General features: G+C 62.0%; 15 protein-coding genes. 9 read left to right on the top strand and 6 right to left on the bottom strand.

Features of this window, described 5'->3' with window-relative positions; genetic code table 11:
* The first annotated feature begins 216 nt into the window (after positions 1-216).
* From FBY10_RS02320 to rlmF, 5 genes are all read left to right on the top strand, one after another.
* Positions 217-1,707 carry a leucyl aminopeptidase gene (locus FBY10_RS02320; RefSeq protein ID WP_131698298.1) on the top strand — a complete coding sequence of 497 codons (1,491 nt, stop codon included), beginning with the start codon at positions 217-219 and terminating at the stop codon, positions 1,705-1,707.
* 51 nt (positions 1,708-1,758) lie between these two features.
* The gene (locus tag FBY10_RS02315; RefSeq protein WP_131698299.1) at positions 1,759-2,187 is read left to right on the top strand and encodes a DNA polymerase III subunit chi; all 429 of its coding nucleotides are present in this window, start codon (positions 1,759-1,761) and stop codon (positions 2,185-2,187) included.
* 7 nt (positions 2,188-2,194) lie between these two features.
* A complete protein-coding gene (locus tag FBY10_RS02310; RefSeq protein WP_371920956.1) occupies positions 2,195-2,587 on the top strand; it encodes a DNA polymerase III subunit chi in 393 nt (130 codons plus the stop codon).
* Positions 2,588-2,737: 150 nt separating this feature from the next.
* Positions 2,738-5,584, top strand: a complete 2,847-nt coding sequence (locus tag FBY10_RS02305) for a valine--tRNA ligase (protein ID WP_145335218.1) — start codon at positions 2,738-2,740, stop codon at positions 5,582-5,584.
* A 214-nt stretch (positions 5,585-5,798) separates the two neighbouring features.
* Positions 5,799-6,815, top strand: coding sequence for a 23S rRNA (adenine(1618)-N(6))-methyltransferase RlmF (rlmF, locus tag FBY10_RS02300; protein ID WP_145335220.1), 1,017 nt, complete (start codon positions 5,799-5,801; stop codon positions 6,813-6,815).
* A gap of 67 nt (positions 6,816-6,882) precedes the next feature.
* Here rlmF and FBY10_RS02295 read toward each other — a convergent pair whose 3' ends face one another.
* Positions 6,883-7,164, bottom strand: a complete 282-nt coding sequence (locus FBY10_RS02295; protein WP_003188840.1) for an HU family DNA-binding protein — start codon at positions 7,162-7,164, stop codon at positions 6,883-6,885.
* Positions 7,165-7,559: 395 nt separating this feature from the next.
* On the opposite strand from FBY10_RS02295, the gene yejK reads away from it, so the two are divergent.
* Positions 7,560-8,564, top strand: a complete 1,005-nt coding sequence (gene yejK / locus FBY10_RS02290; RefSeq protein WP_131698303.1) for a nucleoid-associated protein YejK — start codon at positions 7,560-7,562, stop codon at positions 8,562-8,564.
* Positions 8,564-8,914 (top strand): glutaredoxin family protein, encoded by a 351-nt coding sequence (locus FBY10_RS02285; protein WP_131698304.1) that lies wholly within the window; start codon positions 8,564-8,566, stop codon positions 8,912-8,914. The genes yejK and FBY10_RS02285 overlap by 1 nt, the downstream gene beginning before the upstream one ends.
* Here FBY10_RS02285 and FBY10_RS02280 read toward each other — a convergent pair whose 3' ends face one another.
* From FBY10_RS02280 to FBY10_RS02260, 5 genes are read right to left on the bottom strand one after another with little or no spacing between them, the layout of a single operon-like run.
* Complete coding sequence (locus FBY10_RS02280; protein WP_145335222.1) at positions 8,915-9,892, bottom strand: FecR family protein; 978 nt, start codon at positions 9,890-9,892, stop codon at positions 8,915-8,917.
* Complete coding sequence (locus tag FBY10_RS02275) at positions 9,889-10,467, bottom strand: RNA polymerase sigma factor (protein WP_131698306.1); 579 nt, start codon at positions 10,465-10,467, stop codon at positions 9,889-9,891. Before FBY10_RS02275 ends, FBY10_RS02280 begins: the two co-directional genes overlap by 4 nt.
* Positions 10,468-10,476: 9 nt before the next feature.
* Entirely contained in the window at positions 10,477-10,803 is a 327-nt protein-coding gene (locus tag FBY10_RS02270) for a DUF3325 domain-containing protein (RefSeq protein ID WP_131698307.1), read from the bottom strand.
* Positions 10,804-12,378, bottom strand: a complete 1,575-nt coding sequence (locus FBY10_RS02265; RefSeq protein WP_145335224.1) for a PepSY domain-containing protein — start codon at positions 12,376-12,378, stop codon at positions 10,804-10,806.
* Positions 12,375-12,677 (bottom strand): DUF3649 domain-containing protein, encoded by a 303-nt coding sequence (locus FBY10_RS02260; RefSeq protein ID WP_145335227.1) that lies wholly within the window; start codon positions 12,675-12,677, stop codon positions 12,375-12,377. The genes FBY10_RS02265 and FBY10_RS02260 overlap by 4 nt, the downstream gene beginning before the upstream one ends.
* 183 nt (positions 12,678-12,860) lie before the next feature.
* Here FBY10_RS02260 and FBY10_RS02255 point away from each other — a divergent pair, with 183 nt between their 5' ends.
* Together FBY10_RS02255 and FBY10_RS02250 are read left to right on the top strand one after the other, a co-directional pair.
* The gene (locus FBY10_RS02255; RefSeq protein ID WP_131698310.1) at positions 12,861-13,349 is read left to right on the top strand and encodes a sigma-70 family RNA polymerase sigma factor; all 489 of its coding nucleotides are present in this window, start codon (positions 12,861-12,863) and stop codon (positions 13,347-13,349) included.
* Positions 13,346-14,287, top strand: coding sequence for a FecR domain-containing protein (locus FBY10_RS02250; protein WP_145335229.1), 942 nt, complete (start codon positions 13,346-13,348; stop codon positions 14,285-14,287). Before FBY10_RS02255 ends, FBY10_RS02250 begins: the two co-directional genes overlap by 4 nt.
* Positions 14,288-14,340: the final 53 nt, after the last annotated feature.

The raw sequence follows: 14,340 nt of genomic DNA, 5'->3' as shown, positions 1-14,340 counted from the left end.
ACCGGGCCGGCTAAAAAGATGGCGCATTATCCTGTGATTGACCGCGCCTGTCACTGCGCAACCTCACGCGCACCTACAAAGCGTACGCCAAGGGTTGTCAGGCTCCGTCGGCGAGGTTCAAACTGCGGCCTTTGTCGCTGGCGGTTTACACGGCTGCCAAGCTTTAAAGCCTGCGTACAGACGCAAGGCTCTCAGACCTTTATAAGGGACCCGAAAATGGAATTGGTTGTAAAAAGCGTTAGCCCCGAAACGTTGAAAACCGCCACCCTCGTGGTCGCCATCGGCGAAGGCCGCAAGCTCGGCGTGGCCGCCAAGCAACTCGACGAACTCAGCGGCGGCGCCATCAGCGCGGTCCTCAAGCGCGGCGACCTGGCCGGTAAAGTCGGCCAGAGCCTGCTGCTGCAAAGCCTGCCTAACCTGAAAGCCGAACGCGTATTGCTGGTGGGCGTGGGCAAGGACGCTGAACTGGGCGACCGCCCGTTCCGCAAGATCATCAGCGGTATCCTCAACACCCTCAAGGGCCTGGGCGGCAGCGATGCAGCGCTGGCACTCGATGAAATCGTTGTAAAAGGCCGTGACAGCTACGGCAAGACCCGCCTGCTGGCCGAAACCCTGGTGGACGGCGGCTACCTCTTCGACCAGTTCAAGAGCCAGAAAGCCGAACCCCGCGCCCTGAAGAAAATCACCCTGCTGACCATCAAGGCTGCCCAGGCTGAAGTCGAGCGCGCCGTGACCCACGCCCAGGCCATCGCCAATGGCATGTCGTTCACCCGCGATTTGGGCAACCTGCCGCCGAACATCTGCCACCCAACCTACCTGGGCGAACAAGCCAAGGCATTGGGTAAAGAGTTCAAGGGCCTGAAAGTCGAAGTGCTGGACGAGAAGAAGATCAAGGAACTGGGCATGGGCTCGTTCTATGCCGTGGGCCAGGGCAGCGACCAGCCGCCACGCCTGATCGTGATGCAATACAACGGCGGCAAGAAGTCCGAGAAACCTTACGCCCTCGTCGGTAAAGGCATCACCTTCGACACCGGCGGCATCAGCCTCAAGCCGGGCCTGGGCATGGACGAGATGAAGTACGACATGGGCGGCGCCGCCAGCGTGTTCGGTACCCTGCGTGCCGTGCTGGAGCTGAAGCTGCCGATCAACCTGGTGTGCATCCTGGCCTGCGCCGAGAACATGCCGAGCGGCGGCGCTGCCCGTCCGGGCGACATCGTCACCACCCTCAGTGGCCAGACCGTGGAAATCCTCAACACCGACGCCGAAGGCCGCCTGGTGCTGTGCGATGCCCTGACCTACGCCGAGCGCTTCAAGCCGCAAGCCGTGATCGACATCGCCACCCTGACCGGCGCCTGCATCGTTGCCCTGGGTTCCCACACCTCGGGCCTGCTGGGCAATAACGACGAGCTGATCGAGCAACTGCTCAGCGCCGGCAAGGCCGCCGACGACCGCGCCTGGCAACTGCCGCTGTTCGATGAATACCAGGAACAGCTGGACAGCCCGTTCGCCGACATCGCCAACATCGGTGGCCCGAAAGCCGGCACCATCACCGCTGCGTGCTTCCTGTCGCGCTTTGCCAAGAACTTCAACTGGGCGCACCTGGACATCGCCGGCACTGCCTGGACCAGCGGCGGCAAGGACAAAGGCGCCACCGGCCGTCCGGTGCCACTGCTGACCCAATACCTGCTGGACCGCGCCAAAGCCTGACACTGAAGATGCCGGGGTGGTGATCTCGCCGCCCCGGCCTCAGGAACCTCAATGACCCAAGTCGACTTCTATATATTGCCCAGCGCCGATCCACTCGCGCGCCTGGACTTTGCCTGCAAACTCACCGAAAAAGCCTGGCGCATGGGCCACCGCATCTACCTGCATTGCAGCGATGCCACCCAACGCGATGAACTCGACGCCCGCCTGTGGCGCTTCAAGGGCGAAAGCTTCGTGCCCCACGGCCCCGCAGAATCCGAACCCGAAGGCCAGGTTGTCCTGGGTTTGGGCGACAGTTGCGGCGATCACCATGACCTGCTGGTTAACCTGGACCTGAAAGTACCGCCGTTTGCCAAGGCCTTCGCCCGTGTGGCGGAAGTGGTGGTGGAGGATCCGGCTATTCGTCAGGCCGCGCGGGAGAGTTTCCGTTTCTACCGCGAACAGGGCTATCCTTTGCAAGATCACCGGCTACAACGACTTTGAGTACATGATGGACACTCCCAACCCGACAAAAAAAGATGACCACCTGCTGGACGACCTCGAGTCGATCCGTCAGTTGCTGGGTGATGATGACTTGCAACCGCCGCTGCTGACCGAACAGGCCGATGGCGAGGTACAGATTCCGCTGTTGTTCGACATGGTCGGTAGCAAGCAGGCTGCACCGGAGCCGGTCGTCGAAGCCCCCGTCGTCGTGGACACTGGCCCTGCGCCCGCTGAAAAGGGCCCCGACGCCCTGCTGCTGCACCTGGACAACGAACTGCGTGCGGCTGCGCAATTGATCATGCAAGACGTGATCGACGACTTTGCCCCCCATATCGAAACGGAGATCAAGCGCCGGATGGATGCGCGGATGGAGCGGCTGCTCAGCCAGTACCAGTCTTAAACCGTCCATCAGATCCCCTGTGGGAGGGGGCTGGTCCCTCCCTCATTTGATTGCCTGCACCTTAAGCCCGCCTTCGCCTCGCCCTGCGCTCTATCCCCCGTTATACTTGCCGGCTTTCCTGAATAAATGCCAACTAGGGTCCCGCCGCGCATGGATAAGACCTACCAGCCGCACGCTATTGAAACTTCCTGGTACAACACCTGGGAGTCCGAGAACTATTTCGCTCCGCAAGGCGCGGGCGAGTCCTACACCATCATGATTCCGCCACCGAACGTCACTGGCAGCCTGCACATGGGCCATGGCTTCAACAACGCGATCATGGATGCCCTGATTCGCTTCCGCCGCATGCAGGGCCGCAACACCCTGTGGCAACCGGGTACCGACCACGCCGGTATCGCCACCCAGATGCTGGTGGAGCGCCAACTCGAAGCCTCCGGCCAGAACCGTCACGACCTGGGTCGCGAGAAATTCCTGGAAAAAATCTGGGAATGGAAAGACCAGTCCGGCGGCAACATCAGCCGTCAGATCCGTCGCCTCGGTTCCTCCGTCGATTGGAGCCGCGAGCGCTTCACCATGGACGACGGCCTGTCGGAGTCGGTGAAAGAAGCCTTCGTGCGCCTGCATGAAGACGGCCTGATCTACCGTGGCAAGCGCCTGGTCAACTGGGACACCAAGTTGCACACGGCGATTTCCGACCTTGAAGTGGAAAACCACGACGAGAAAGGTTTCCTGTGGAACCTCAAGTACCCGCTGGCCGACGGCGCCAAGACCGCTGAAGGCAACGACTACCTGATCGTCGCGACCACCCGTCCGGAAACCATGCTCGGCGACGCCGCCGTAGCGGTTAACCCGAACGACGAGCGCTACCAGGCACTGATCGGCAAGTTCGTCGAGCTGCCGCTGGTAGGCCGCCGCATCCCGATCATCGCGGACGACTACTGCGACCCTGAATTCGGCACCGGCTGCGTGAAAATCACCCCGGCCCACGATTTCAACGACTACGAAGTCGGCAAGCGCCACAACCTGCCGCTGCTCAACATCTTCGACAAGAACGCCGCCGTATTGCCGGCCTGCCAGGTGTTCAACCTGGACGGTACGCTGAACGACAGCATCGACGGCAAGATCCCGGCCGAATACGCCGGCCTTGACCGTTTCGAAGCGCGTAAGCAGATCGTTGCTGCCTTCGACGCCGCCGGCCTGCTGGTCAGCGTTGACGACCACGGCCTGAAAGTGCCGAAGGGCGACCGTTCCGGCACCATCATCGAGCCGTGGCTGACCGACCAATGGTACGTGTCCACCAAGCCGCTGGCCGAGCCGGCAATCGCGGCTGTGGAAGACGGCCGTATCCAGTTCGTGCCTAAACAGTACGAAAACATGTACTTCTCGTGGATGCGTGACATCCAGGATTGGTGCATCAGCCGTCAGCTGTGGTGGGGCCATCGCATTCCGGCCTGGTACGACGAGTCGGGCAAGGTCTATGTCGGCCGCGACGAAGCCGAAGTACGCGCCAAGAACAATCTGGGTCCGGACGTCGCGCTGCAGCAGGACAACGACGTACTCGACACCTGGTTCAGCTCGGGCCTGTGGACGTTCTCCACCCTGGGTTGGCCGCAACAGACCGAGTTCCTGAAAAAATTCCACTCCACCGACGTGCTGGTCACCGGCTTCGACATCATTTTCTTCTGGGTTGCCCGGATGATCATGCTCACCATGCACTTGGTGAAGAATGAAGACGGCACCCCGCAGGTACCGTTCAAGACCGTGTACGTGCACGGCCTGGTGCGTGATGGCCAAGGCCAGAAGATGTCCAAGTCCAAGGGCAACGTCCTGGACCCGCTGGACATCATCGACGGCATCGACCTGGAAACCCTGGTGCAGAAACGCACCTCGGGCCTGATGCAGCCGAAACTGGCGAAGAAGATCGAGAAGCAGACCCGCGACGAATTCGCCGACGGCATTGCCAGCTATGGCACCGACGCGCTGCGCTTCACCTTCTGCTCGCTGGCGTCCACCGGTCGCGACATCAAGTTCGACATGGGCCGCGTCGAAGGCTATCGCAACTTCTGCAACAAGATCTGGAACGCCGCGCGCTACGTGCTGGATAAAGGCGAAGACTGCGGCCAGAACGGCGAAGCCGTTGAACTGAGCCTGGCCGATCGCTGGATCATCTCGCAGTTGCAGCGCACCGAAGCCGAAGTGACCCGCCAACTCGACCAGTTCCGTTTCGACCTGGCCGCACAAGCCTTGTACGAGTTCATCTGGAACCAGTATTGCGACTGGTACCTGGAACTGTCCAAGCCCGTGCTGTGGGACGAAAACGCGCCGATCGAACGCCAGCGCGGTACCCGTCGCACCCTGGTGCGCGTGCTCGAAGTGGCGCTGCGCCTGGCGCATCCGTTCATGCCGTTCATCACCGAAGAAATCTGGCAGCGCCTGGCGCCGCTGGCCGGTATCGAAGGCAAGACCATCATGCTGCAACCTTGGCCGGTGGCCAACGAAGCACGCATCGATGAGGCGGCCGAAAGCGATATCGAATGGCTCAAGACCCTGATGCTCGGCACGCGCAACATCCGCGCCGAAATGAACATCGGCCCGGGCAAGCCTCTGGCGGTGTTCGTGAAGAACGCCAGCGCCGAAGACCAGCGTCGTCTGACCGAGAACGATGCGCTGCTCAAGAAGCTGGCGAAGCTGGAATCGATCACCGTACTGGCTGAGGGCGTCGAAGCGCCACTGTCGGCGACCGCATTGGTCGGCGACATGGAAGTGCTGGTGCCGATGGCCGGCTTGATCGACAAGGGCGCGGAACTGGCCCGTCTCGACAAGGAAATCCTGCGCCTGCAAGGTGAAGTGGCGCGGGTGGGCGGCAAGCTGTCCAACGCGGCATTCGTCGACAAGGCACCGGCTGAAGTGATCGACAAAGAACGCGCCAAGCTGGCCGAGGCCGAACAGGCTCTGGGCAAGCTGGCGGAGCAACATGCGCGGATTTCCAGCCTGTAAGGGGCAATCCGTGTGAAAAAAGAGACCCTCGGGTCTCTTTTTTTTGTGCATGCGGTCAATGTGGGAGGGGGCTTGCTCCCGATAGCGGTGTATCAGTCCCAGCATTTTTGACTGCCACACCGCTATCGGGAGCAAGCCCCCTCCCACATTTGACCGAGTTATCCTCGGGAATGTGTGACAATGGCCGTCACTTTGAGCCAACACCAGAATCATCATGACCGCCCCCACTACGCCCAAACCTCCACGCAAGAAGCCTAAAACCGCAGCCACGGCCAAATCCGTCGCGCCGCGCAAAGAGGCTACCCTGCACCCACGCAACCGCCACACAGGCCGTTACGACTTCCAGGCGCTGATCAAGACCACGCCGGAACTGGCGCAATTCGTGATCATCAACCCCTATGGCAAAGAGAGCATCGACTTCGCCAGCCCGGACGCGGTGCGGGTGTTCAACCGGGCGCTGCTCAAGTCGTTCTATGGCATCCAGCATTGGGATATCCCGCAGGATTACCTGTGCCCGCCGGTGCCGGGACGTGCCGACTATGTGCACTTCCTCGCCGACCTGCTGGCCAGTGTCAACGATGGCAAGATCCCGCGTGGTTCAATCGTCAAGGTGCTGGACATCGGCATGGGCGCCAACTGCGTCTACCCGCTGATTGGCTATATGGAGTATCGCTGGAACTTCCTCGGCTCGGAGGTCGATCCTATCGCCGTGGCCGCCGCCAAGGCCATCGTGCAATCCAACGACCTGAGCAAGGTCATCCAGTTGCGCCAGCAGGAAAACCCCAAGCACATCCTGCTGGGCCTGCTGGAGCCGGGTGAGCGTTTTGACCTGACCATGTGCAACCCGCCGTTCCATGCGTCCATGGACGAAGCCACCAAGGGCAGCGAGCGCAAGTGGCGCGCCTTGGGCAGGGCCGATCCCAAGCGCAAATTGCCGGTGCTGAACTTCGGTGGTCAATCGGCCGAGTTGTGGTGTGAAGGCGGTGAAGCGCGCTTCGTGACGCAGTTGATCGCCGAGAGCGCGCACTTTGCCCACAAGGTGTTGTGGTTCAGCACCCTGGTGTCAAAAGCGTCAAACTTGCCCGCGATCGAGACCGCCCTGAAAAAAGCCGGCGTGCTGGAAAGCCAGGTGGTGGAAATGTCCCAGGGCCAGAAGCAGAGCCGTTTCGTGGCCTGGACTTTCCAGACCAAGAACGAGCAGCAGATCTGGCGCCAGCGCTGGGTGCGATAGAGACAAATCGCAGGCAACAAAAAACCGTGCCCGGATCGCTCCGAAGCACGGTTTTTTTTGCTGCGTCTTACTTGTTAACAGCGTCGGTCAGGCCTTTGGCCACAACCAGCTTGATAACTTTCTTGGCAGCGATTTCGATGGCAGCGCCAGTCGAAGGGTTACGGCCAGTACGGGCAGGACGCTCGGTCACTTTCAGTTTGCCAACGCCTGGCAGAGTGATTTCGCCGCCGTTTTCCAGCTGATCAGCAACAACTTGGCTCAGTTGGTCCAGCAGAGCGCGCACGGTGGTTTTCGGTGCGTCTACTGCTTCAGCCAGGTCAGCGATCAGTTGGTCTTTAGTAATAGCCATTGTGGTGTTCCTTCCCTATCAAATTCATATGGATTGCAGAGTGCAGTGTCAGCCGTCGAGCCCGACCGTCACGGCCTGGCACCCCCGGCTATAACCACGGAGATCGGGGTTATAGATGCTTGAAACGGGGATTGGTTCGACCTGACAGATGCTGAATGCACGCTTATCGCCGAGACTTGGCGTAAGACGGGGCAAAACTAGCACAGAGACGGGGAAATATCCGCCTCTACCTACCCATTTGGTCAGCTTTATCGCTCTAAACCGTGAAAAAAAGGCATATGCCCCGTCGGAAGGCACCCAAAACGCCTTCGAAGCACGTCTTGGCCAATGGGTGCGGTACACTGGGCGACTTTTCGGGGAGGCCAACCGCTCCCCTTCAACCAGCCGAGAAGCCTATGCCGATCCGTCATTGCATCGTCCACCTGATCGACAAAAAACCCGACGGCACACCTGCAGTTCTCCACGCCCGCGACTCCGAGCTTGCCGAGTCGGCCGCCATCGAGAACATGCTTGCCGACCTCAACGAGAGCTACAACGCCAAACAAGGCAAGGCCTGGGGTTTCTTCCACGCCGAATCCGGCGCGCACCCGTTCAGCGGCTGGTTGAAGGACTATTTCGAGGGTGGCCAGGATTTCACCACGTTCAGCCGCACCGCCGTCGAGCACCTGCAGAAGCTGATGGAAGAGTCCAACCTCTCCACCGGCGGCCACGTGCTGTTTGCCCACTACCAGCAAGGCATGACCGACTACCTGGCCATCGCCTTGCTGCACCACAGCGAAGGCGTGGCAGTGACCGATGAGCTGGACGTGACCCCGTCCCGTCACCTGGACCTGGGCCAACTGCACCTGGCAGCGCGTATCAACGTGTCCGAGTGGCAGAACAACAAGCAATCCAAGCAGTACATCTCGTTTATCAAAGGCAAGAACGGCAAGAAGGTCTCGGAGTACTTCCGCGACTTCATCGGCTGCCAGGAAGGCGTCGACGGCCCGGGCGAGACGCGCACCCTGCTCAAGGCCTTCAGCGACTTCGTCGAAAGCGAAGATTTGCCGGACGAATCCGCCCGCGAAAAAACCAAGACCCTGGTCGATTACGCCAGCAGCCAGGCCAAGCTCGGCGAACCCATGGGCCTTGAAGAATTGTCGGGGTTGATCGATGAAGATCGGCCCAAGGCGTTCTACGACCATATCCGCAACAAGGACTACGGCCTGTCGCCGGAAATCCCGGCCGATAAACGCACCCTCAACCAGTTCCGCCGCTTCACCGGCCGCGCAGAGGGCTTGTCGATCAGTTTTGAAGCGCACTTGCTGGGCGACAAGATCGAGTACGACGAAGCCGCCGGTACCCTGATCATCAAGGGCCTGCCGACGCAACTGACCGACCAGCTCAAGCGCCGTAACTGATGCTCGGCGGGGTCCTCAAGAAAGTCCTGCTGGTGTTGTTGGTGGTGGTGGTTATCCAGAACTGGGGCAAGATCGAGCGGCTGTTCAACCCCTCCCAAGTGGTGCCGGAGCAGACGCGAGCCTCGGCGCGGGTGGCGCTGTACGCCACCGAGTGGTGTGGCTACTGCAAGCAGATCCGCCGCTTCCTCGACCAGAAGGGCATTCCGTACCAGGCCTTCGATATCGAGAAGGACGCCCAGGCGCGCAAGGCGTATGAGGCGCTGGGTGGTGGCGGGATTCCGTTTGTGGATGTGAACGGCACGCTGATTCGCGACTACAACCCTGACGCGATCATGGCCGCGCTGAAGTAATCAGCGCACCACGATCACCCGCCCCAACAGACTGTGCTGCTCGAACCCCAACACCGCTTGCAAGGCGTTGAGTACCGCCTGGGGGTCCTTGCTCGGAAAGCTGCCGCTGACGCGCCTGGCACCCATCGCTTCGTTGAGCAGCAGGATGCGGCCAGGGTAGTAACGCGACAGGTCCTTGACCACGTCGGCCAGCGGCGCCTTGTAGTAGTTGAGCCAGCCATCCCGCCAGGCCAGGCGGGATTCGCTGTCGACCGCGTGCAGGGGATCGGCGCTGCCATCGGCGTAGGCCACTTGCTGGCCCGCCGTCAGAATGTGCTGCTGGCCCTGTTTCGACGCGGTCACGCCGACCCGCCCCGACAACACCGTCACCTCGGCCCCCGCCGGTTGCAGGCGCACTTCGAACTGCGTACCCAGCACCCGCGCTTCGCCGCTGCCCGCCTCGACCACAAAGGACTCGCCGGTGTGGGTGACGTTGAAAAACCCTGCACCGCGACGCAATTGGATATGCCGCTCACCGTGGCTGAAGTCCACGGCAATTGCACTGTCCGCATCCAGCGTGACCTGGGACTGATCGGCCAGGGTGAAGGTCTTCACTTCACCCGGTGCGGTCACGTAATCGGCGCCGAAGTCATCGATCCAACGCGAAGGCTGCCAACCGGCGCCCATGGACACCATCAACACCAGGCACGCCGCCACGGCCAAAGCGCCGGACCAGCGCACCACCCGCGAGCGCTTCGGTGTGTTCATCGCATTGAGGTAGCCCTGCAATGCCAGCGCGTCCTCATCCGCCAGTTGGCGTGCCGCCACTTCGCTCAACTCCCAGAGCACCTGGGCCTGGGCATACGCTTCGACGTGCGCAGGATCAGCCCTCAGCCAGCGGCTGAAAGTGGCCTGGTCGCCACTGCTGGGCTGGTCGTGCAACAGGCTCAGCCAGGCCAGCGCGGCTTGTTCCTGGTCAGGCGTGGGGGTCAGATTCACGGTGCTTTCCCTGGCGTGCGCGATGGCGATGGTTCGCGAAGGCTGGCTTTGCAGGCTTCAAGGGCACGCATCATATGTTTTTCCACGGCGCTTTGGGACAGGCCCATGGCCTTGGCGATTTGCGCGTACTTGCGCCCGTGAATGCGGTTGAGCAGGAAGATCTGCCGGGTGCGCTCCGGCAGGCTGCGCAGGGCGGCTTCGACATGCCGCAGGTCGTTGCCCGCCTCAAGCGCCGCCTGGGGTTCGGAACCCTGGTTATCCTGCTGCTCCGGCAGCCAGCCTTCACTGCTGCGTACCCGCGCGCCTTCGCTGCGCAGGTGGTCGATGGCGATATTGCCGGCGCAACGCAGCAGGTAGGTGCTGAGTTCTTCGACCTGCACCAATGGCCGACGCCAAAAGCGCAGGAACAGGTCCTGCACCAGGTCGGCCGCCGTGGCGCGGCACCCTACACGTCGGCTCACCAACGCTTCCATCTGCGAACGCTGGGACAAGAACACTTGCAGAAAATGCGCGCGCCCACCCGCCGCGTCAGTCTGCGGGCTGTCCTGGGAATCGGGTGGCGTGCTGATCATCATGGCAGGGGCTCAGAAAACAGCGAAGGCCGCAACGGGGCTGGCCAGCAGGCCGACGCCTGCCAGGATCAAGGCCAGCCTTGGCCGATACGGCAACAACAGCACCAGCAACAGGGCGCTGAGCATCAACACCGCGCACCACTCCACCAGGCCCTGGCCCCAACCGGCACTAGCCACTGCGGGCCAGATCGCGACGGTCAGCAGCAGCCAACCGATGACGCGCAAAGCAAGCCGCCGCCGAGGCGATGGCTTGCTGTGCAGCAGTTCGCCGTGGTGGCGGTCGGTGGACAGGCATAAGGCGGTGAACCCGGCGTAACACATCAGCAGCGCAAGGAGCATTCAGTTCGCCTCCTGCTTGAGGTGGAGCGGCCGCGCCCGCTCGGCCTTGGGCTGCGAGGCCTTGCGGTGTTGCATCTTCCAGGCCGCCCAGGCGAGGAACACGCCGCTGGCCAGGCAGGTCAGGTCGAAGCCGGCCATGGCCCAGTCGCCCGTTGCCAGTGACGTGCCCAGGTGCTGCGAGGTGGTCAGGGCATTGAGCAACGGGATTGCGACAAACAGCAGTGCTGCGAAGCTCAATTGTTCAACCCAACCCTGGCGGCCCCGGCGCAGGATCGCATGCAGCAGGCTCAGGCCCCAGGCGATAAAGAAGGCCTGCACTTCCCAATCGGAGCGCTCGGCGAAGCTCACCGGCAATAAACGGTTGGCCCAGAAGAACGCTGCAATGGCGATCAACAACCCGGACATGCTGGCGATGTTCAGCACTTCCACCAGCCGCAGTTCAAACGGCATCACCGCGGATTTTGCATGCTTGAGTTGACGCTTGCCGAGCCAGATCACCAGCCCCGTACCGATCATCGCCGTGCCCGCCAGGCCGCAGATAAAGTACAACCAGCGCAGCACCGGGCCGGCGAAATGGCCCATGTGCAGGCCATAGAAGCTGCCGCCGATCGCCGCCGGCAGCGATTGTTCGCCACTGACCCGTACCAGCTCGCCGGTCTTGCCGTTGAACGACACGGTACTGCCGAAATCATGCACCACGCGGTCGGAGCCGGCACGGAACACGTTGACCGAGGCGTTTACATCACTCGGGTTGTTCACCGCCAGCCGCCCGACATGTCCACCCGCCCACTGCGCCCTCGCCTGCTCGTACATCGGCACCAATGACAGCAATTGGCCTGGCTGACCCAGCGCCGGTGCGTTGTTGGTGGCGGGGAACACGTCATTGAAGAAGGCCCGGGTGTCGTTGCCATAGGAGGCCACGATCGGCGCCGGCATCACCATGCTCATGAAAATCACCAGGCTGCTGTAGGTGATCATCAAGTGAAACGGCAGCACCAGCACACCCACCGCGTTATGCCCGTCGAGCCAGGAGCGCTGGCCCTTGCGGGGGCGGAAGGTGAAGAAGTCCTTGAAGATTTTCTTGTGGGTGATGATGCCGGTGATCAACGCCACGAACATCACCATCGCTGCAATGGTCGACAGCCAGCGGCCCCAGGGATACGGCATTTGCAGCTGGAAGTGGAAGCGGTAGAAGAAATCCCCGCCCATGCTTTCCCGGGCCTCTACGGCTTGCCCGCTCACGGGATCGAGGGTTTTCTGAATGAAATTGCCGCGTTTGCCGGGGTCGACTTTGTCTTGCCACATTACTGACAGGCCAGGGTCGCGGCTATCCGGCAGGGTGATGAACCAGCGTGCGGCCGTGGGTGCGACCTTCTGCAGGTAGTCCTGGGCGACACTCAGACTGCGCGCGTCATCCAGGGGATGGGCCTGTACCTCGGGTTGCATCCAGTGAGTGATCTCATCCTTGAAATAGGCCAGGGTGCCCGTCAGGAAAATCGCAAACAGCAGCCAGCCAAAGATCAGCCCGGCCCAGGTGTGCAACCAGGCCATGGCCTGGCGAAAGCCCTCTTTCATGTGCGTGCCATCCACAAGCCCGCGCCCGCCAGGGTCGCAAACACCGCACTCGGCAGCATCACGCCACACCAGGCGCGCCATGCCGTACGACAGGCAAAGCACCACAGCACCGCCAACAGGTAGAACACAAACGAACTCATCATCCCGGTGATCACCGCATCGGCGCGGGAGGTCGGCATCCACAGCGCCAGGCAGATGCTGGCCAGGGACGCCATCAAGTAACCGCCGACCACAGCGGCGAGCACCCGCGATGTGACAGCGAGGCGGTAGGAGGCGGGCAGTGAGGTTTTGCTTTTCATGCGGGAGGCGCCAGGTTCATCAGCGCGCAATATTAATGATAAATATTCTCATAAGCAAAACAGAACGGATGAAACACCTGCCTTCACGCATTGCCGAACGGTTTCCGGCCCCCTACAATGCGAACAATTCTTGTTCTCTAAAGCATGCCGATGTTTGCCGGCCTGTAAAAAAGGGAGATCGCGTTGCAGCCGTCCAACACTGTCGAAGTGCTTTACAACGACCATCACCACTGGCTCACCGGCTGGTTGCGACGCAAGCTCGGCTGCCCGGAAAGCGCTGCGGACCTGGCGCAGGACACCTTCATCCGGGTCCTGACCGCACGGGAAGCGCCGACGCTGATCGAGCCCCGCGCCTTCCTCACCACGGTCGCCAAGCGCGTGCTGTTCAACTTCTACCGCCGCCAGGACCTGGAGCGCGCCTACCTCGACGCATTGGCGCAGATGCCTGAACAGGTAGCGCCATCGGAAGAAGAACGCGCGATCATCCTGCAAACCCTGGTCGAGTTGGACCAATTGCTTGATGGCTTGCCCACCCTGGTCAAACGCGCTTTCCTGCTGGCCCAACTCGACGGGCTGACGTATGCGCAGATCGGCGCCGAACTGGGCATCTCCATCGCCACCGTCAAACGCCACCTGCAGAAAGCCGCCCTGCGCTGCTACTTCGCCCTATGAATGTCTCGACCCAGGTTGCCGAACAGGCCGTGCACTGGCTGATGGAAATGCAGCAAGGCGCGCTCACCCCACGCCAGCAAGCGGCCTGGCAGCAATGGCTGAATGCCCACAGCGAACACCAGCGCGCCTGGGACCATATCCAGCGCGTCAACCAACGCCTGCGCGGCATGCCCTCGCCCCTGGCCCACGCGGCGTTGAACGCACCTAAGTCCAGCAGCCGGCGCCAGGCCCTGAAGTTGTTGCTGATCCTCGGCGCTGGTTCGGCCGCCGCCTGGAGCCTGCGCCAGCAACATATCCTGCCGCCGCTGAGCGCCGACTACCGCAGCCCGGTCGGGCAACGGCGCAAGGTGCAATTGGCCGACGGCAGCCAGTTGCAGCTCAATACCGGCAGCGCCGTGGATGTGCATTTCGACGGCCGGCAACGGCTGATCCGTCTGCTCGAAGGCGAGATCCTGCTCACCGGCATTGCCGGCAACGCGCCGCTGCAGGTGCTGACCGGCCAGGGCCTGCTCAGCAGCCAGGCGGCGCGCCTGAATGTGCGCCAGTTCAACGACCACACCCAACTGGCGGTCTTCGACGGCCGCGTCGACGTGATGCCCAACAGCTACAGCGGCCTGCCACTGACGGTCGAAGCGGCGCGCCAGGTCAATTTCACCCGCAAGGGCTGGGACACCCCGCGCCCTACCGACGCCAACAGCGGCGCCTGGGCAGACGGCATGCTGGTGGCCGCGCATACGCGCCTGGAAGATTTCCTCGCCGAACTGGGCCGCTATCGCCGGGGCCAGGTCAATTGCGACCCGCAAGTCGCCAACCTGCTGCTGTCCGGCAGCTACCCGCTGGACGACAGCGAACGCATTCTCGACCTGCTGGAAGTCAGCCTGCCGGTCAAGGTGCGGCGTTTTACCCGCTATTGGGTGAGCGTCCAGGCACGCGCGTAAATTATTTTCAGCCACCGTGAGCCGTTTTCCGCACCTCGCGTGACAGAGAAGGA

This window comes from Pseudomonas sp. SJZ103, from assembly GCF_007828335.1.
Taxonomy (GTDB): domain Bacteria; phylum Pseudomonadota; class Gammaproteobacteria; order Pseudomonadales; family Pseudomonadaceae; genus Aquipseudomonas.
This window is presented reverse-complemented; position numbering and strand designations above follow the sequence as displayed.